A 17,712-nucleotide genomic window follows, 5' to 3' on the forward strand; every position below is an offset into this window, starting at 1 on the left:
CCGCCTTCTCTGCCTGCCGCAGCTTGCTCACCATCGCGACTGGAGCGGCCGTGTAGCTCCCGCGGCAACAATTGTTGCTCCTGGGGCACAGCGCGCAGCCTCTATTCCCTCTCCTCGCCTGATAACCGCTGGGGATCCCAGACCCTATCTGCCAGCTGGCGGTACAGCGCGTGCCGCTCGTCCAGGTGCGCCTTGTGGAACTCTTCAAGCGCCCGGAACGAAAGTCCCTCCCGCTTCAAATAGGCGAGGAAGCCCGGGTTTCGCTCGTAGCACTGCTCATGCAGCGACCAGGCGAGGAGATTCTGGCTGACGTAATGCTTGCGCTTCTTCGGGTAAGTGAGGTCGCCGTAACTGGCGTTGAAGCTCTTGGGCAACAGCAGCAGGCCGCCGAACCGGTTGCGGTAGTCGGAAAAATCCGCCTGTGAGGCGAACTCGTCGCGGTGCCGTGCGTAATGATCGGCCCAGATGTGCTCGATCTCGTATCGCCCGCGCCCCTCCACCAGGTACTTGGCAGCGGTGCTGTCCATACCGGATGCCTGCTCCAGCTCTGCCGTCATACGGGCCAGCAGCACCTTGATGTAGCGCTTGGACCACTGGTTGAGGCCGAAACCCGCAAACCCGTTGCGGCGGCCATCGGCTGTGCCATCGAAGTCACAGCCCTGCTCGGCCAACCGCTTCTGCAAGGTCTCCACCAGCTCCGGTAACGGCAGGCCACGGATATCGCGCATGATCAGGAACGCCGCGTACGACATCGCGCCATGGGTCATGCTGAGGTAGTTCACCGCACGGCGCGCCAGCAGGATGTCGAGGAACACCGCCACCGCACGGATCTTGCGGTCGATGGTGTCGGGTGCGTCGGTGAGGCGCAGTGGCGCCAGCAGCAAGGGGTACTGCAGCGTAAAGTTGAACGCCGCGACGTGATACACCGCCTCCAGCCCCTTCACCGGGCGCATCGACGCCTCGCAAATGCGGACGTACTGACGGGTGTAGAACACCATGTCGTCATTGATGAAGCGGAAGAAGTCCTCCCCGCTTTTCAGCCCGAGCACCTCGGCATGGTCACCGAGCCAGCGGTGGAACTCCGTACCGATCCGTTCGAAATCCTTGTTCTCCGAGCCCGTGCGGCGCTCACGTACGCTGTTGGCATAGCGCGCACGCAGCCACGCCTTCACCGCGTCCGTGTCTTCGTCCTTTCCCAGCTTGCGCAATGCTTCAATGCGCTCGCGCCACAGGCGCGCGGCCTCGTTGCGCTGGCCGATGTCGGTGATCTTGGCCAGCAGATAACCCTTCAGCATGTCCAGCGGCGTCAGTGACAGGCCACGATCATTCATCGTTTCAAAGATCGTGTACGCATCCTCATCGGACGCGGCGCTGATCTCGATCAGATAGACCTTTTCCGTCAGCCAGTCGCAGAAATACGGCAGTGCCGCATCGTCGATGTCCTCGGCCTGCTCCTGCAGCAGCTCGTCCAGATCCTGGTAGCGCGCGACGATCGTCTGCACGGATTCGGATGCATCCGTCGTATCCGGCACGCTGTTATTGAACAGCGCCGTCATGATCGCGCTGCGGTCCTCGACGGCGATGTTGAAGGCGCGCTCGCCGAAGCGCTCCGAATAGATCAGCTCCTCCAGCGACACCCGATCCTTGCGGTCGCCCTGCTTGCGATGCAGCAGAAGCAGCAGCAGCGTGATGGTGGTCAGGCGTTGCTGGCCGTCGACAATGAACTGGCGCCCATCCCGCTCGCTGAGAATGATCGAGCCAAGGAAGTAGTTGCCGTACCTCGCCACCGCGCCACGCGGATTGCCCGGCCGGTGCGATTGCAGGAACTGGTCGGTCAGGTCATCGATGAGTTCCTTGACCTGCTTCTTCTGCCAGCGGTATTCGCGCTGGTAGTAATCGATACCGTAGCGCTTGCCCTTCAGGATCTCGCTGATGGTGCGGGCCTTGCCGTCGATGCTTTTCATGATCGGACTCGTTTCGTGGACGGGCGCAACAGGCCCTCGCTTTCCAGGTGCCGGCGCAGCGTGTCGATTTTGGTCCTGAAACGCTGGTAGCAGGCGAGCTGGTCCGGGGTCAGCCGTGTCTCAAAAGCTTGCTCCGTGTAAAAGAAGCGTTCGCGGTATGCGGCCACTTTGTCCTGCAAAGCGGCCAGATGCCCGGTCGGCGTTCGGTGCTTGCTGGTGCTGCGCACCCACTCGTCGATATCCCGGTCCTGCTTGGAGTCGTCGCAGCGGCCACAGGCGGGCACCAGGTTGCCGGGCACCGTGTCGCCACCCCGCGTCACCGCGTGCAGGTGATCCCAGCGCGAGGGCTCGGGCGCATCGCAGTAGAAGCAGCGGATCTCGCCGCCGGCCTCGAAGTAGTTGCGGAGCTCTTCGAGATCGGAGGCCATGCATCGGGCCGCGAAGGCTTCCTTCACCGCGCGGTCGGTCAGTGAGAGGCCCAACCCCGCCGAGACCTTGATCGGCAGCTTGCGCAGGCGGGTCATGCAGCGTCGCGATCGACCAGGCCGCGGACGTCGATCTGGCCGGTGACGGCGGCGGAGATGAGGGCGCTGCGGCGCTCCAGAAGCAGGTCGATTGCACGAAGAGCCTCGTTCCGCAATCCGTCTAGCAGATCAATTCGGTTGGCTACGAATCGGGCGATCCGACGTTGCTCCGCTTCAGGAGGAATCGGGACTTCCATGCATGTCCACGATTCCATTCGGAGCGCTTTCGTGCCGTGGCCCGCCTCATCCAACCGCTGCAATGACTCATTTGCCGTACCACGCAACAACCACGCGAGGAAAGTCGCATCAATTCCGGGACCAGGTCGTACCGCTTTGAGATCCTGATTAATCGCCATCGGCACGAGCGTCTGCGTCACAGGGAAGGTACGCGCCAGAATCATTCCACGAACGACGACGAGGATCGTTCCTGCAGGAAGCAGCATTGCGGCACCCGCATCCAGCGCGGCCTTCGTCAATCGTTCGGTCGTTTCGGCAAGTTCGTCTGACTTGAGGTCTTTGGCCGATGCCCATGGAATGTTTCCACCCCAGTAATCAAACCGATCCTTGCTTGGAGTTCCCCCGCTCTTGAATGAGACAAGATGCTTTAGCGGTGCAACTCTCCAGTTCGCTGGCACGTCGCCCAGCCACGCGATGCCGGAGTCCTTCATCGGGACGTTGGGGTCGAGGCCGCGGGTGACGGCGTGGGAGATGGTGGCCTGGCGCTTCTCGGCCAGCAGCGCCAGCAGCGTTTCCTGCTCGGCGATCAGCGCGTCGATCCTGTCGGTTTCGCGGTCGAGAAACGCCGTGATTGCGTTTTGTTCTTCCCGTGAAGGAAGAGGCACCACGGTCTCGGACAAGTAGGAGTGCTCGATGCTCTCCACGGTTGCACCCTGCTTGGCCCATGCAAGCAGCAGCAATTCGTTCAAGCCTTGCACCCAGCGCATAAGGAATTCGCTCGACGCAAAGCGCTCGTCAAAGCTGAGCGCCTTCATGTCCTGGTTTAAGGCTACAGGCACGTCGTTGATAGCAACAGGAATCGTGTGCTTCAGAATTCCAGACCGGACAACGATGAGCAGGCTCCCCGCGTCAACCATGGAAGAAGTGCTCGCGCGAAGGCCCGTCTCGGTGATGCACTCAGCCGCGACGGTGATACGTTCAACCTTCATATCCTTCGGCGAAACCCACGGAATGTCGCCGTTCCAATAGCTCAGATTCTCGCGCGAGGGTGTTCCACCGCCGCAGAAGCGTGTGAACGCGCGAATCTTCGCCAGTTGCCAGTGTGCCGGCACCTCGCCCAACCAATCGACGCCACTGTCCTTGTACTCCGCATACCTCGGCAGACTCATTCCGCCATCTCCCCCAGCATCCGCATGATGTTGGCGGTCACGGCCTTGAGCTCGGCGTCGATGACCTCCAGCGGGCGCGGCGGCTCGAACACGTAGAAGTGACGGTTGAACGGGATCTCGTAGCCCACCTTGGTCTTCGCCTCGTCAATCCATGCATCCGGCGCGTGCGGCAGCACCTCGCGCGCGAAGTACGTCTCGATGTCCTCGCCCAGCGGCACGTTCTCGGTGTCGCGCAAGGCGCTGTCCGGCTGCGGCCTGCCCTTCTGCTTGCCCTTCTGGCCCAGCACGATGTTGCCGGCGTCATCGCGCAGCGGGCGCTCGACGGTGATGGTGGTGTAGCCGAATTCCTGGTTACGGAAGATGCGGCTGATCGGCACCCGCTTGAGCCGGCCGCCTTCGGGGGCCACGGGCACATCGTCGGTGCCGGTGACGATGTGCTGCTCGAGTTCACGGCCTTCGGCATCCACCACGCTGACGCGCTCGGCCTCGGTGAAGTCACCGAACAGGCGGGTGACCAGGGCGATGTCCTCATCGCCCATCTCGCGGCGCTTGCTGCCCAGGCTCTTGCGCATCTTGCGCCAGAAGCTGCTGGCGTCGATCAGCTGCACCTGGCCGCGGCGGTCCTCATCCTTCTTGTTGCTGACAATCCATACATAGGTGGCGATGCCCGTGTTGTAGAACATGTCGGTCGGCAGGCCGATGATGGCCTCCACCAGATCGTTCTCCAGCAGATAGCGGCGGATCTCGCTTTCGCCACTGCCGGCGCCGCCCGTGAACAGCGGCGAGCCGTTGAGCACTATGCCGAAGCGGCTGCCGCCCTCGCCGTTGACCACGGGTGACATCTTCGCCACGAGGTGCAGCAGGAACAGCATGGAACCGTCCGACACGCGCGGCAGGCCCGGGCCGAAGCGGCCGTCGAAGCCTTGTCGTTCGTGCTCGGCGCGAACGAGCTTCTCGACCTTCTTCCACTCCACGCCGAACGGCGGATTGGAGAGCATGTAGTCGAACTTGCGGCCGGCATGGCCATCGTCGCTGAGCGTGTTGCCGGGCGCCATGTTCGCCACCGGCTGGCCGCGGATCAGCATGTCGGCCTTGCAGATGGCGTAGGACTCGTCGTTGAGCTCCTGCCCGAACAACGTGAGGCGCGCGGCGGGGTTGTGCGCCAGCAGGTGCTCGGCGGCCACCGAGAGCATCCCGCCGGTGCCGGCCGTTGGGTCGTACACGGTACGCACCACGGCATTGCCGGGCGTCAGCACGTCGTCGTCTTCGATGAAGATCAGGTTGACCATCAGCCGGATGACTTCGCGCGGGGTGAAGTGCTCACCGGCGGTTTCGTTGGAGAGTTCGGCGAACTTGCGGATCAGTTCCTCGAACACATGCCCCATTTGCGCGTTGTCGACGCGGTCCGGGTGCAGATCGATGCCAGCGAACTTCTCCACCACCAGATACAGCAGCCCGGCCTTGGCCAGGCGCTCGACCTGGGCATGGAAGTCGAAGCGCTCGAAGATGTCGCGTGCCTCGGACGAGAAGCCCTGGATGTAGGCGTAGAGGTTCTCGCGGATGTGATCCTGGTCGCCCGCCAGCGTGGGCAGATCCAGCTTCGAGGTGTTGTAGAAACCCGCGGTGCCGACGATGCGCTTGAGGAAGGGATCGGGATTGAGGCCCGCGGCGGCCTTCTTCTCCGCCTCGGCGAGCACCTGCGCCTTGGTGGGCGCCAGCACGCAGTCCAGGCGCCGCAGCACGGTGAACGGCAGGATGACGCGGCCGTATTCGGATTGCTTGTAGTCGCCGCGCAGCAGATCGGCAACCGACCAGATGAAGGCGGACAGAGCCTGTTGGTTCAACGGTTGTTCCCTTTTGTTCGAGTCGCTGCGCCTCGGCGAAGATACGTCGAGCCGGGGCGACTAAGGTCGGAGAATGATAACGGCGACCCGAGCGCCCGGCTGGACCATCTCAGACAGGAGTCTCAGAAAGCGCGAGTCGCTGGCTGCTTCCCATTCCGCCCCAAAAAAAGCCCGCACTTGGCGGGCTCTTTTCTCTGATTCTGTCAGCCTCGCAGAAGCTGGCTCACTCCCACTCAATCGTCGCCGGCGGCTTCCCACTGATGTCGTACACCACGCGCGAGACGCCGCGGACTTCGTTGATGATCCGGTTCGAGACACGGCCGAGGAAGTCGTACGGCAGGTGCGCCCAGTGGGCGGTCATGAAGTCGATGGTCTCCACGGCGCGCAGCGAGATCACCCACTCGTAGGCGCGGGCGTCGCCGACCACGCCGACGGACTTGACCGGCAGGAACACGGCGAAGGCCTGGCTGGTCTTGTCGTAGAGGTCGGCGCGGCGCAGTTCCTCGATGAAGATGTGGTCGGCCTTGGCCAGGATCCCGGCGTATTCGGCCTTGACCTCGCCGAGGATGCGCACGCCCAGGCCCGGGCCGGGGAACGGGTGGCGGTAGACCATCTCGCGCGGCAGGCCGAGTTCGACGCCGAGCCTGCGCACTTCATCCTTGAACAGCTCGCGCAGCGGTTCCACCAGGCCCATCTTCATGTGCTCGGGCAGGCCGCCGACGTTGTGGTGGCTCTTGATGACATGGGCCTTGCCGGTCTTGCTGCCGGCCGACTCGATGACGTCGGGATAGATGGTGCCCTGCGCCAGCCACTTGGCGTTGGTGAGCTTGCCCGCCTCTTCGTCGAAGATCTCGACGAACAGGTTGCCGATGATCTTGCGCTTGGCTTCCGGATCGCTCACGCCGGCGAGCGCGCTGAAGTAGCGGTCGCGCGCGTCGACGCGGATCACACGCACGCCGAGGCCATGCGCGCTGGAGGCATCGGCGAAGGTCGCCATGACCTGGTCGCCCTCGCCCTGCCGCAGCAGGCCGGTGTCGACGAACACGCAGGTCAGCTGCGGGCCGATGGCCTTGTGCAGCAGCGCGGCGACGACGGACGAATCCACGCCGCCCGACAGGCCGAGGATCACCTCGTCGCTGCCCACCTGCTCGCGCACGCGCGCGATCTGGTCCTCGATGATGTTGGCCGCGGTCCAGAGCGTGGCGCAGCCGCAGATGTCGACGACGAAACGGCGCAGCAGCGCCTGGCCCTGCTTGGTGTGCGTGACTTCGGGATGGAACTGCACGCCGTACCAGCGCTTGGCCTCGTTGGCGAACGCGGCCACCGGCACGCGGTCGGTGCTGGCGGTGACGGTGAATTCGGGCGGCGCCTCGGACACGTGATCGCCGTGGCTCATCCACACGTCGAGACGCTGGCTGCCCGCGTGATCGCTGAGGCCTTCGAACAGGCTGTCCTTGGCGACGATGGCGACTTCGGCATGACCGTACTCGCGCGCGTCGGCGGCTTCGGTCTCGCCGCCCAGCTGCTTGGCCATCGTCTGCATGCCGTAGCAGATGCCCAGCAGCGGCAGGCCGCAGTCGAAGACTTCCTGCGGCGCACGCGGCGAGCCATGTTCGGTGGTCGATTCCGGGCCGCCCGACAGGATGATGCCCTTGGGCGCGAACGCAGCGATCTCGGCCGGATCGTGGTCCCAGGCCCAGATTTCGCAGTAGACGCCCAGCTCGCGGATGCGGCGGGCGATCAGCTGCGTGTACTGCGCACCGAAATCGAGGATGAGGATTTTGTCGCTGTGGAGATCAGACATGGTCACTCGCAGTACGAAGGCGGCGCACCCGGCGCCATTCCAGAAACAGGGAGATCGGCGGAGCTGCCAGTATCCCCGGCCATAACAGAGACGTCCCCATGGCGACGAAGACGGCGTGCACCACGAGGACGCATGCGGTCGCGACGATCACGCGGACCAACACGCGGCTGAATCCCGATGCGACGCTGATCGCCCAGGCGACCGGAGACAACACCACCAGCGCGTACGCCAGCCCGAAGAAGGTCCAGGCGTAGAGCGAGGGCCACACGAAGAACAGTCCCGCCGCGACACACCCCGCAAGCAGCGCCAGAGCGAGATACGACAGTGCCACCCTGAACACTGGAAACGTCAGCCCGCCTGGTAGTTCGGCGGCTGCTTGGTGATCGTGACGTCGTGCACGTGGCTCTCGCGCTGGCCGGCGCCGGTGATCTTCACGAACTTCGGCTGGGTGCGCATGTCTTCGATCGTCGCGCAGCCCACGTAGCCCATGGTGGCGCGCAGGCCGCCGGCGAGCTGGTGGATGATGCCGCCCAGCGCACCGCGGTACGGCACGCGGCCTTCGATGCCTTCGGGGACGAGCTTGTCGGCGTCGGAGGAATCCTGGAAGTAGCGGTCCTTGGAGCCCTGCTCCATCGCGCCCAGCGAGCCCATGCCGCGGTAGCTCTTGTAGCTGCGGCCCTGGAACAGTTCGACTTCGCCCGGGGCTTCTTCGGTACCGGCGAACAGGCCGCCGATCATCACCGTCGATGCGCCGGCGACGAGCGCCTTGCCGATGTCGCCCGAGTAGCGGATGCCGCCGTCGGCGATCAGCGGGATGCGGTCCTGCAGGGCCTCGGCGACCATGTCGATCGCGGTGACCTGCGGCACGCCCACACCCGCGACCACGCGCGTGGTGCAGATCGAACCGGGACCCACGCCCACCTTCACCGCGTCCGCGCCGGCATCTTCCAGCGCCTTGGCCGCGTCGCCGGTGACGATGTTGCCGCCGATCACCTGCACCTGCGGATAGGTCTTCTTGACCCAGTGCACGCGGTCCAGCACGCCCTGGGAATGGCCGTGGGCGGTGTCGACGATGATCACGTCGACGCCGGCGGCGACCAGCAGCTCGACGCGCTTCTCGGTGTCGCCACCCACGCCGACCGCGGCGCCGACCAGCAGCTGCTCGTCGGCATCCTTGGCGGCATTGGGGTTGTCGACAGCTTTCTGGATGTCCTTGACGGTGATCAGGCCGCGCAGTTCGAACGCGTCGTTGACCACCAGCACCTTCTCGATGCGGTGCTTGTGCAGCAGGGCCAGCACTTCGCCGTCGCTGGCGCCCTCGCGCACGGTGACCAGTCGGTCCTGCTTGGTCATCACGTTGCGGACCGGATCGTCGAGCTTGGTCTCGAAGCGCATGTCGCGCCCGGTGACGATGCCGACCAGCTTGCCGCCGTCGACGACCGGCACGCCGGAGATGTTGCGCGCACGGGTCAGGCGCAGCACTTCGCCGATGGTGGTGTCCGGGCCCACGGTGAAGGGCTCACGGATCACGCCGGCTTCGAAGTTCTTGACCTTGGCCACTTCCGCGGCCTGGCGCTCGGCGCTGAGGTTCTTGTGGATGATGCCGATGCCGCCGAGCTGGGCCATCGCGATCGCGAGGCGGGCTTCGGTCACGGTGTCCATCGCGGCCGAGACGATCGGCAGGTTCAGGCGCAGGTCGCGGGTGAACCGGGTGGCGAGCCGGACGTCCTTGGGCAGGATCGTCGAATGGGCGGGAACGAGCGAGACGTCGTCGTACGTGAGTGCTTCGGCCTGGATGCGCAGCATGCGGGGTGCCGGGGAGGAGAAGCGCGCCATTGTACCGCGGGATCGGGGCTTGGGGATTCGGGATTGGGACGAGCGCTGCACCGGAGTGTTCGGGCGCCGCGGGTCGCGTGGTCGACGGCGCGGCCCTGTGATGCCGCTCATGGGCTCAGCAGGCGGGCACCCGCGTTACGTACGGTCTCGCACCGGGATCCGGCTCGTCTGCAAACACCGCTACCGCGAGCGAACGTCCGCTCGTCCCAATCCCCAATCCCGATTCCCCAAGCCCGAATCTTTCCTCCGGGCCCCTCATCCCGCCGCTTCGGCCGCCTCGATCGTGTTCTGCATCAGCGTGGCCACGGTCATCGGCCCCACCCCGCCAGGCACCGGGGTGATCCAGCTGGCGCGCTGCGCGGCTTCGGCGAAGCCGACATCGCCGACCAGACGGCCGTCATCGGTGCGGTTGATGCCGACGTCGATGACCACGGCGCCGGGCTTCACCCAGTCGCCCGGAATCAGCGCCGGGCGGCCGACGGCGACCACCAGGATGTCGGCCTCGCCCACGTGCCGGCGCAGCACGTCCGGCGGCGTGAAGCGGTGGCAGGTGGTGACGGTGCAGCCGGCGATCATCAGTTCCAGCGCCATTGGCCGGCCGACGTGGTTGCTGACGCCGACGATGGTCGCGCTCTGCCCGCGCACGGGGCGGTCGGTGTAGGCCAGCAGCGTGGTGATGCCCCGCGGGGTGCACGGGCGCAGGCCGAACTGGCGCAGGGCCAGATGGCCGACATTCGCCGGATGGAAGCCGTCGACGTCCTTTCGGGGATCGATGCGCTCGATCAGCCGGTTGGCGTCCGGAATGCCCGGCAGCGGCAGCTGGATCAGGATGCCGTGCACGGCCGGATCGGCGTTGAGGCGGTCGATCAGCGCGATCAGCTCGGCTTCGGTGGTGCCCACGGGCAGGTCGAAATCGAAGGCCTGGATGCCGACCTTCTCCGCCGCCCGGCGCTTGTTGCGCACGTAGGACTGCGACGCCGGATCCGCGCCCACCAGCACCACGGCCAGCCCGGGCCGCGTGCCGCCCGCATCGACGCGTGCGTCCACGCGCACGCGCAGTTCGTCGAGCAGGGTGTCGGCAATGCGCTTGCCGTCGAGGATGCGGGCCGGGGTGGGAGCAGCGGCGGTCATGCGGAGCGGCTTCGACGTGGGGGCCGCGTATTGTCGCCGATTCCGTCCGCGAGGGCCGCGCGGGACCCAGCACCGACCTCCCGCCCGCTGTCGGCGGGCGCGCGGACGGCGCGTTGCCGGGGAACGCGCCGTGCGTCTGCGCTTCGATGCCGTGCCCGGTGCGCACGAGGTCGCGCACGTCTGTCCGAGCAGGCGCGCGCGAACGAGCCGCCGCTCGGAACACGCTCATGCGCGACGGCGCGCCCACGCGGTCCGGCTGCAGCGGTTGCGCTTGCGGGGCCCGGCCCGCCCGCCGATGCTGTGGTCTTCCCTGCTTCCGGAGACTCCCATGGCCGACGCCACGCACGCCCTCACCGACGACGCCCGCACGCGGGTCGAGGCCGCCGCCTTCCGCCGCCTGCTCGCGCATCTCAACGAGGCGCGGCCGGACGTGCAGAACATCGACCTGATGATCCTGGCCGGCTTCTGCCGCAATTGCCTGGGTGACTGGTATCGCGACGCGGCGGCGGCCGAAGGCGTGTTGCTGGACAAGGACGCCGCACGCGAGGCCGTCTACGGCATGCCGTTCGCGCAGTGGAAGGCGATGCACCAGAAGGCCGCGACGCCCGAACAGCTGGCCGCGTTCGAGGCCGCGCAACGCGCGCATCCGCCGCGCTGAGCATGCGTCCGCTCGCATTCGCGCTGCTGGCCGCGGCGCTGGGCTACGCCGCGCTGTGCGTGGCGATGCTGCTGGGCCAGCGCCAGCTGCTGTACATGCCGGGCGTCACCCGCGTGCCGGCCGCGACCACGGATTTCGTTCTCGAGCGCGGGGATGCCGCGCTGCGCGGCTGGCGCATCGGGCCCGAGGACGGGCGGCCGCTGCTGTATTTCGGCGGCAATGCCGAACGCATCGAGGGCAATCGCGCGGACTTCGCGCGCTGGTTTCCCGGGCACCGCGTGTACCTGCTGGCCTATCGCGGCTACGGCGCCAGCGACGGCACGCCCGCGGCCGCGGCGATGAAGGCCGACGCGCTGGCGCTCTACGACGCGGTCGCCGCGGCGCACGGCGGCGTCGGGGTCGATGTGATCGGTCGCAGTGTCGGCAGCGGCGTCGCCAGTCACGTCGCGGCACATCGGCCGGTCGAGCGGCTGGCGCTGATCACCCCGTTCGACGATCTGGCGCGCGTGGCCCGGGGCCATTATCCGTGGCTGCCGGTGCGCGCCCTGCTGCGCGAGCACTACACGCCGGCGCGCGACCTGGCGACGTTCGAAGGTCGGGTGCTGATCCTGCGCGCGGACCGCGACACCATCGTGCCGCCGGCCCGCGCGGATGCGCTCGCGGCCGCCCTGCCCCTGCCGCCGCAGGTGGTCGCCTTCGCCGATGCCGGGCACAACGACATCCAGCAGTTCCCCGGCTATGCCGACGCGCTGTCGGCGTTCTTCGGCCAGGCGGCTCCCGAGTAATCCGCTTCCCTTCGTGCGTGTCCGCGGCGGCCGCTGCGCGTGGCATTGGCGGCACGGTTGATCGACCGCCCGTGTTCGTGCCGCTCGCCCGCCACGGCGCTGCGGAATCGTTCATGCGGCGGCTTGCGTCGCGCGTTCGCGACGACGTTGCGCGAACCTGGCGCCGCTTGGCCGGCCGCGACGCCGCGCTTGCCGGCCACTCCGCCTACGGACAGCGCGGCAGGCCGTCGCCGGCGCTGCATTCGACGCAGCACATCGGTGTCGACCCGGCCGGACGCTCGGCCGACGGCGTGGCCGGTGGCGCTGCGACCTGCAGCGGTGCCGAGGGCGCCAGCGTGGCCAGTTCCGCAGCGGGCCTGAGCTGCAGCAGCACGGCCCAGTCCTGCCGGTTCGCATCGCAGCTCTGCGGCGTGTCGGGCGTGCACGGCGGATCCTCGATCGCACGCATCGACAACGCGGCGAACTGGCCACCCGCGCTGAGCGGCAACATGCGCATGGTCACGCCGTCGAGCACGTTGCCGCCGACGAGATAGGCGTTGGCGTCGCCATCGCCCCCCGCGCCGACCACGATGTCGCAATGCATGCCCAGGCCGCCGTCTTCACTGCTGAGCAGAGTGGCCAGGCCGGCGAAGCCGAACACGCGGTTCGCCGCGCGCACGTAGCAGAGCATGTCGCCGCGCGCCGGGCGTGCGGCTACGGGATTGGCCACGCGGTAGGCGCTGGTGTCGGGATTGCGGTAGGCGTCGCGCACGTAGTCCACGTGGCTGGCCGAGCCGTTGAACCCGGGCAGTTGCGCCCGACGCGCGGTCCAGGACACGAACGCCGCCGACCACGGCACATCGACCAGGAAGGCGCGGCACGCCGCCGACGGCTGGCCGGAGAACGGCGCGAGCGTGCAGTCGTACGCGCCCGGCCGATGCTGCAACCGCGCCAGTAGACCGGCGCCCTGCCAGTAGCCCGCCACGCGCCGCCAGGCCTGTTCGCCGCTGGTCAGCAGCGCGGTCTCGGCTTCGCGCACGGTGGACCCGGCGTACCGGCCCTGGGCGTCGATGAAGGGACGATGCCAGCGCAGGTGTTCCTCGCAGGCCGCTGCGGCGAGACGCGTCGCCGGATCGCCCGCATCGACCTGGGTGCGCAGCAAGGGACACGGATCGGCCGCGAAGACCGCCAGCGGCGAAAACAGCAGGACCAGGGCCAGCAGGCAGGTCGACAGACGGCGCATCGCGCACTCCATCCGCGCGGGGGAACGCGGTCGACGCATCGTGCCCCAGGTCGCCGTGAAGGCGCGTCGCGCGCGACTCAACCGGCGGCGCAGAACGCCGCGTAATCGATGTAGCCCGGGAACGGCCGCCCCTCGGCGCACACCGGGCAGTCCGGGTCCGGCGCCAGCCGGGTCTGCCGGAACTGCAAGCGCAGGGCATCGAACTGCAGCAAGCGCCCGCTCAGCGGCTCGCCGAGGCCGAGCAGCAGCTTCAGCACTTCGGTCGCCTGCAGCAGGCCGATCACCCCGGGCAGCACGCCGAGCACGCCGACCTCGGAACAGTTGGGCGCGGCCTCGGGCGGTGGCGGTTCCGGGAACAGGCAGCGGTAGCAGGGGCGCTCGCCGCGCGCGCGGCCGGCATCGAACACGCTGACCTGGCCTTCGAAGCGATGCACCGCGCCGTAGACCAGCGGCACGCCGTGCAGCACGCAGGCGTCGTTGAGCAGGTAGCGCACCGGAAAATTGTCGGCGCCGTCCAGCACCACGTCCACGCCGTCCAGCAGTCGGTCGACGTTGGCGGAGCTCACGCGCTCGGCGACCGCGTCGATGCGCGTGCGCGGATTCAGCCCCGTCAGGGTGGCGGCCGCAGAGGCCACTTTCGGCTGGCCGATGCGGTCTTCGGCATGCAGGATCTGCCGCTGCAGGTTGCTGCGGTCGACCACGTCGTCGTCGGCGATGCGCAGGGTGCCGACGCCGGCCGCGGCGAGGTAATACGCGGCCGGCGAACCGAGGCCGCCCGCACCGATCAGCAGCACCGTCGCCTCGGCGAGACGCTGCTGGCCGGCGAGGCCGATTTCCGGGAGTTTGAGGTGCCGCGAATAGCGGTCGTGGAAATCCAGATCGATCTCGCCATCGGGCAGCGCGGTCGGCAGCCCCGCGGCCTGCCAGGCGCTGGTGCCGCCGGCGACCGACGCCAGATCCGTGTACCCGAGCGTCGCCAAGGTTTCGGCCGCCACCATCGAGCGACGACCGGTCTGGCAGATCAGCAGCAAGGGCGCATCGCGATCGGGCGCATGCCTCTGCGGCGCCTCTTCCAGCGCTGCGCGGTCGATGCCGTCCGCGCCCTCCGCCATACCGGTCACACGTTCGTGTGCCTCGCGCACATCGATCAGGCGCACGCCCTGTTGCTGGCGTTGCCGGGCCTGTGCCGGCGTGAGTTCCTGGATGCCCATGCGCCGATTATCGCGCGGAACGCCAGCGCTGCGCCCCGTCGCTGACGCCGCTGCACGCGGGAGGCCTTCTGCAGAGCGCCCTGTCGCGCGCCAGCGCGCCTGTCGGACGGTCAGTACGGCAGCACGTCGACGGCCGTGCCGCTGTCGTAGTCGCGCGGCCCGGCATCGAGCACGATCAACGCGTCCGAATCGGCTGCCGCCTGCATGCGGTGCGAGCCATCGGCGGGGTTGGGTTCGACCCACGAGATGCCGTCGTCGTCGATCCACCAGCGGCCGCGCAGGAATTCGAGGCGTTCGTGGCGCTTGGTCCACGCCGACGCCAGCCGCGCACGCCGCAGCGGCCGCGGTGCCCTGCCCTGCAGCCCGTCGACGAGCCGACGGCCCAGCGCGAGCCAGGTCGCGAGCACCGACACCGGATTGCCCGGCAGACACAGGAACAGCGCGGGACCGAGCGTGCCGCCCTCGGCCAGCAACAGCGGCATGCCGGGCTTCATCAGCACCTTCCACATGCGCACGCGGCCGCGGCGCTGCAGCAGCTCGGGCAGCAGGTCCTTTTCGCCGGCGGAGACGCCGCCGCAGGTCAGCACCAGATCGAAGGCCTCGCCCGCGTGACGCAGCGCCGAGGTCACCTGCGCCGCGTCGTCGGGCAGTGTGGGAAACGCGACCGGCTCCAGCCCTTCGGCGCGCAGGAGCGCCATCAGCTGGTCGCGGTTGGAGTTGTAGATCTGCCCCGGCCCGAGCGCCATGCCGGGTTCGACGAGCTCGTCACCGGTGGCGAACACGGCGACCGTCGGCCGGCGCACGACCTCCAGTTGCGCCAGGCCCTGGGACGCCGCCAGGCCGATGCGGGCGGGCGTCAGCGTGTCGCCCGCACGCAGCAGGGTATCGCCGATGCGCGAATCCTCGCCGGCGCGGCGCACGTGCTGGCCCAGGCGCGGCGCCACCTGCACGAGGACGTGCTCACCGTCGAGCGCGGTGTTCTCTTTCATCACCACGGTGTCGGCGCCGGCGGGCAGCGGCGCGCCGGTGGTGATGCGCACGCAGCTGCCGCTCGCCACGGCCAATGCCGCATCCGGCCCGGCGAACTGCTCACCCGCGAGGCGCAGACGCGTCGGCGCGCCGTCGGCGGCGAGATCGGCGTGGCGCAGTGCGAAGCCGTCCATCGCGGCATTGTCGAAGGGCGGCTGCGCCAGCGTGGCGACCACGTCGCGAGCCAGCACATGGCCGTGGGCGCGCGCGAGCGAGACCGTCTGCGGCTGCAGGCGGTGCTCGCCGGCGACGGCGTCGACGATCGCGCAGGCGTCGGCGAACGGAATCCGGAACGGAAAATCAGGCGTAGCGTCAGGGGTCGGCGATGCCGGCATCGATCAGATCGTCGGGGGTATTGAGGTTGCCGAAGCGTACACCGTCGAGCCGGACGCCCTGCATGCCGAGCGCCTGCTGCAGACCACGGACCGCGTAATCGCCCTGCGCGAGCGCGCCGTCGATCGCCGGACGTGCGCGCGCGACCCGCCACACCGCGACCAGCGGCTGCACGCCGTCGTCGTCGATGGCGTAGGCACCGGCATCACCGGCCATCCACACCAGCATCGGCAGCAGGCGGGGATCGGCCTGCACCAGATCGACCGGCAGCGTGAGCAGCCACGGCGTGGTCGTCGCCGCGAGCAGGGCATCCAGTCCCGACAACGGTCCTGCGTCGGGCACGCGGTCCTGCACCGTGTCCAGCCCGTGCGCCGCGTAGCGGTCGAGCGCCGCGTTCGCGCTCACCAGCACGCGCGCGACCCGGGGTGCGAACGCCTGCTGCAGCCGCATCACCTGGGGCTGGCCGTCGCGTTCCAGCCAGGCCTTGTCGCGCCCGCCGAGGCGGGACGCGCGGCCGCCCGCGAGCAGGCCGAGCGTCACCCCGTCCGCGACCGGCGTGCGGATCACTTGCCCTTGACGTGGCGGATCAGGCGCTTGCGCTTGGCGATCTGCCGGTCACTGAGCACGTTCTTCTTGTCCTTGTACGGATTGTCGCCTTCCTTGAAGACGAACCGCACCGGCGTGCCGACCAGCTTGAAGCGCTTGCGGAAGAAGTTCTCGAGATAGCGCTTGTAGCTCTCGGGCAGCGTGCGCAGGCGATTGCCGTGGACCACGATCGTCGGCGGATTCTCGCCGCCCGGATGGGCGAACCGCAGCTTGGGCGCGTGGCCGCGCACGACCGGCGGCGGATTGGTCTCGTAGGCGATCTCGAGTGCCCGGGTGACGTCGGCGGTGTTGAACTTGTAGTTGGCCGAGGCGTGGGCGTGGTGGATCGCGCGGAACAGTTCGCGCAGGCCGGAGCCGTGCTTGGCGCTGATGCGCACCGCTTCCGCCCAGGGCACGAACGCGAGCTTGCGCGACAGCAGCGCTTCGGTCTGCTCGCGCTGGTAGTCGGTGAGTCCGTCCCACTTGTTGACGGCCACCACCAGCGCCCGGCCCGAATCCAGCACCGCGCCGAGCACGCTGGCGTCCTGGTCGGTCACGCCCTCGCTGGCGTCGATCATCACCACGGAGACCTGCGACTGTTCGATCGCCTGCAGGGTCTTGATGATCGAGAACGTCTCGACCGCCTCCTCCACCTTGGATTTGCGGCGGATACCGGCGGTATCGACGAGGCGGTACTTGCGCCCGTCGCGCTCCAGATCCACTTCGATCGAGTCGCGCGTGGTGCCGGCGACCTCGGAGGCGATCATCCGCTCCTCGCCGAGAATGCGGTTGACCAGCGTCGACTTGCCGACGTTGGGGCGACCGACGAAGGTCACGCGCACCCGCTCGGGGTCGCTGTCGAGCTGCTCGGCCTGGCCGCTCTCGGGCAGCTTGGCCAGGACCTCGTCGACGAGCTCGTCGATGCCGTGACGGTGCGCCGAGGAGATGGCCAGCACGTCGGAGAAGCCGTAACGCGAGAAGTCGGCGAGTGCGGCGCGGGCGTCGAGACCGTCGGTCTTGTTGACGATCAGATACGTGGGTTTATCGATCTTGCGCAGCCAGCGCAGGATCTCGTCGTCGAGCGCGGACGCACCCTCGCGGCCATCGACGACGAACAGCACCAGATCCGCCTCGGCGGCCGCTGCGCGCGACTGCTTGGCGGTCGGGCCGGCCAGGCCGCTGGCCTCCAGATGCACGTTTTCGCCGGCGATGCCGCCGGTATCGACCAGCGCGAACGGACGCGCGCCGAGGCGGCAGACGCCGTAGTGGCGGTCGCGGGTGACCCCGGGTTCGTCGTGGACGAGCGCGTCCCGGGTGCGGGTCATCGCGTTGAACAGCGTCGACTTGCCGACATTGGGGCGGCCCACGAGGGCGACGAGCGGAAGCATGGGCGATCCGGTTCAGAAAGAGGAAGAAGCGTTGCTGCGGCCCGCAGTGTCA

At 68.0% G+C, this 17,712-nt stretch carries 15 protein-coding genes; 2 read left to right on the forward strand and 13 right to left on the reverse strand.

Annotated features, from left to right (window positions below; all coding sequences use genetic code 11):
- Positions 1 to 101: 101 nt before the first annotated feature.
- From PQS31_RS00285 to folD, 8 genes are all read right to left on the reverse strand, one after another.
- Complete coding sequence (locus PQS31_RS00285) at positions 102 to 1,964, reverse strand: DUF262 domain-containing protein (RefSeq protein WP_272760681.1); 1,863 nt, start codon at positions 1,962 to 1,964, stop codon at positions 102 to 104.
- On the reverse strand, positions 1,961 to 2,488 hold the full coding sequence (locus tag PQS31_RS00290; RefSeq protein WP_272760682.1) for an HNH endonuclease signature motif containing protein: 528 nt from the start codon (positions 2,486 to 2,488) through the stop codon (positions 1,961 to 1,963). Before PQS31_RS00290 ends, PQS31_RS00285 begins: the two co-directional genes overlap by 4 nt.
- Positions 2,485 to 3,834: a restriction endonuclease subunit S gene (locus PQS31_RS00295; protein ID WP_272760683.1), complete on the reverse strand. Its 1,350-nt coding sequence runs from the start codon at positions 3,832 to 3,834 to the stop codon at positions 2,485 to 2,487. Before PQS31_RS00295 ends, PQS31_RS00290 begins: the two co-directional genes overlap by 4 nt.
- Positions 3,831 to 5,678, reverse strand: coding sequence for a class I SAM-dependent DNA methyltransferase (locus PQS31_RS00300; protein WP_272760684.1), 1,848 nt, complete (start codon positions 5,676 to 5,678; stop codon positions 3,831 to 3,833). The genes PQS31_RS00295 and PQS31_RS00300 overlap by 4 nt, the downstream gene beginning before the upstream one ends.
- A 223-nt stretch (positions 5,679 to 5,901) precedes the next feature.
- Positions 5,902 to 7,482 (reverse strand): glutamine-hydrolyzing GMP synthase, encoded by a 1,581-nt coding sequence (guaA, locus tag PQS31_RS00305; RefSeq protein ID WP_272760685.1) that lies wholly within the window; start codon positions 7,480 to 7,482, stop codon positions 5,902 to 5,904.
- On the reverse strand, positions 7,475 to 7,813 hold the full coding sequence (locus PQS31_RS00310) for a hypothetical protein (protein ID WP_272760686.1): 339 nt from the start codon (positions 7,811 to 7,813) through the stop codon (positions 7,475 to 7,477). Before PQS31_RS00310 ends, guaA begins: the two co-directional genes overlap by 8 nt.
- Before the next feature lie 17 nt (positions 7,814 to 7,830).
- Positions 7,831 to 9,288 carry an IMP dehydrogenase gene (guaB, locus tag PQS31_RS00315; RefSeq protein ID WP_272760687.1) on the reverse strand — a complete coding sequence of 486 codons (1,458 nt, stop codon included), beginning with the start codon at positions 9,286 to 9,288 and terminating at the stop codon, positions 7,831 to 7,833.
- Between the two features lie 285 nt (positions 9,289 to 9,573).
- Entirely contained in the window at positions 9,574 to 10,449 is an 876-nt protein-coding gene (folD, locus tag PQS31_RS00320; RefSeq protein ID WP_272760688.1) for a bifunctional methylenetetrahydrofolate dehydrogenase/methenyltetrahydrofolate cyclohydrolase FolD, read from the reverse strand.
- Between the two features lie 328 nt (positions 10,450 to 10,777).
- Between folD and PQS31_RS00325 the strand changes: the two genes are divergently transcribed.
- Both PQS31_RS00325 and PQS31_RS00330 read left to right on the forward strand, forming a co-directional pair.
- Complete coding sequence (locus PQS31_RS00325; RefSeq protein ID WP_272760689.1) at positions 10,778 to 11,107, forward strand: DUF1244 domain-containing protein; 330 nt, start codon at positions 10,778 to 10,780, stop codon at positions 11,105 to 11,107.
- A gap of 2 nt (positions 11,108 to 11,109) precedes the next feature.
- A complete protein-coding gene (locus PQS31_RS00330) occupies positions 11,110 to 11,892 on the forward strand; it encodes an alpha/beta hydrolase (RefSeq protein WP_272760690.1) in 783 nt (260 codons plus the stop codon).
- Between the two features lie 205 nt (positions 11,893 to 12,097).
- Here PQS31_RS00330 and PQS31_RS00335 read toward each other — a convergent pair whose 3' ends face one another.
- The 5 genes from PQS31_RS00335 to der all read right to left on the reverse strand — a co-directional run bounded on the left by PQS31_RS00335 (position 12,098) and on the right by der (position 17,660).
- Complete coding sequence (locus PQS31_RS00335; RefSeq protein WP_272760691.1) at positions 12,098 to 13,114, reverse strand: DUF2272 domain-containing protein; 1,017 nt, start codon at positions 13,112 to 13,114, stop codon at positions 12,098 to 12,100.
- Between the two features lie 77 nt (positions 13,115 to 13,191).
- Complete coding sequence (gene moeB, locus PQS31_RS00340) at positions 13,192 to 14,325, reverse strand: molybdopterin-synthase adenylyltransferase MoeB (protein WP_272760692.1); 1,134 nt, start codon at positions 14,323 to 14,325, stop codon at positions 13,192 to 13,194.
- A 110-nt stretch (positions 14,326 to 14,435) separates the two neighbouring features.
- Positions 14,436 to 15,689, reverse strand: a complete 1,254-nt coding sequence (gene glp, locus PQS31_RS00345) for a gephyrin-like molybdotransferase Glp (protein WP_272760693.1) — start codon at positions 15,687 to 15,689, stop codon at positions 14,436 to 14,438.
- Positions 15,667 to 16,254, reverse strand: a complete 588-nt coding sequence (locus PQS31_RS00350) for a molybdenum cofactor guanylyltransferase (RefSeq protein ID WP_272760694.1) — start codon at positions 16,252 to 16,254, stop codon at positions 15,667 to 15,669. The genes glp and PQS31_RS00350 overlap by 23 nt, the downstream gene beginning before the upstream one ends.
- Positions 16,251 to 17,660 carry a ribosome biogenesis GTPase Der gene (gene der, locus PQS31_RS00355; RefSeq protein ID WP_272760696.1) on the reverse strand — a complete coding sequence of 470 codons (1,410 nt, stop codon included), beginning with the start codon at positions 17,658 to 17,660 and terminating at the stop codon, positions 16,251 to 16,253. The genes PQS31_RS00350 and der overlap by 4 nt, the downstream gene beginning before the upstream one ends.
- Positions 17,661 to 17,712: the final 52 nt, after the last annotated feature.

This window comes from Luteimonas sp. BLCC-B24, assembly GCF_028550595.1.
GTDB lineage: Bacteria > Pseudomonadota > Gammaproteobacteria > Xanthomonadales > Xanthomonadaceae > Luteimonas.

What these genes read in the sequence shown, in the direction of transcription:
- PQS31_RS00325 (WP_272760689.1), top strand. Translation starts at nt 10,778, where the DNA reads ATGGCCGACGCCACGCACGCCCTCACCGACGACGCCCGCACGCGGGTC.
- PQS31_RS00290 (WP_272760682.1), bottom strand. Translation starts at nt 2,488, where the DNA reads ATGACCCGCCTGCGCAAGCTGCCGATCAAGGTCTCGGCGGGGTTGGGC.
- folD (WP_272760688.1), bottom strand. Translation starts at nt 10,449, where the DNA reads ATGACCGCCGCTGCTCCCACCCCGGCCCGCATCCTCGACGGCAAGCGC.
- PQS31_RS00330 (WP_272760690.1), top strand. Translation starts at nt 11,110, where the DNA reads ATGCGTCCGCTCGCATTCGCGCTGCTGGCCGCGGCGCTGGGCTACGCC.
- PQS31_RS00295 (WP_272760683.1), bottom strand. Translation starts at nt 3,834, where the DNA reads ATGAGTCTGCCGAGGTATGCGGAGTACAAGGACAGTGGCGTCGATTGG.
- moeB (WP_272760692.1), bottom strand. Translation starts at nt 14,325, where the DNA reads ATGGGCATCCAGGAACTCACGCCGGCACAGGCCCGGCAACGCCAGCAA.
- guaA (WP_272760685.1), bottom strand. Translation starts at nt 7,482, where the DNA reads ATGTCTGATCTCCACAGCGACAAAATCCTCATCCTCGATTTCGGTGCG.
- glp (WP_272760693.1), bottom strand. Translation starts at nt 15,689, where the DNA reads ATGCCGGCATCGCCGACCCCTGACGCTACGCCTGATTTTCCGTTCCGG.
- PQS31_RS00285 (WP_272760681.1), bottom strand. Translation starts at nt 1,964, where the DNA reads ATGAAAAGCATCGACGGCAAGGCCCGCACCATCAGCGAGATCCTGAAG.
- guaB (WP_272760687.1), bottom strand. Translation starts at nt 9,288, where the DNA reads ATGCTGCGCATCCAGGCCGAAGCACTCACGTACGACGACGTCTCGCTC.
- der (WP_272760696.1), bottom strand. Translation starts at nt 17,660, where the DNA reads ATGCTTCCGCTCGTCGCCCTCGTGGGCCGCCCCAATGTCGGCAAGTCG.
- PQS31_RS00335 (WP_272760691.1), bottom strand. Translation starts at nt 13,114, where the DNA reads ATGCGCCGTCTGTCGACCTGCCTGCTGGCCCTGGTCCTGCTGTTTTCG.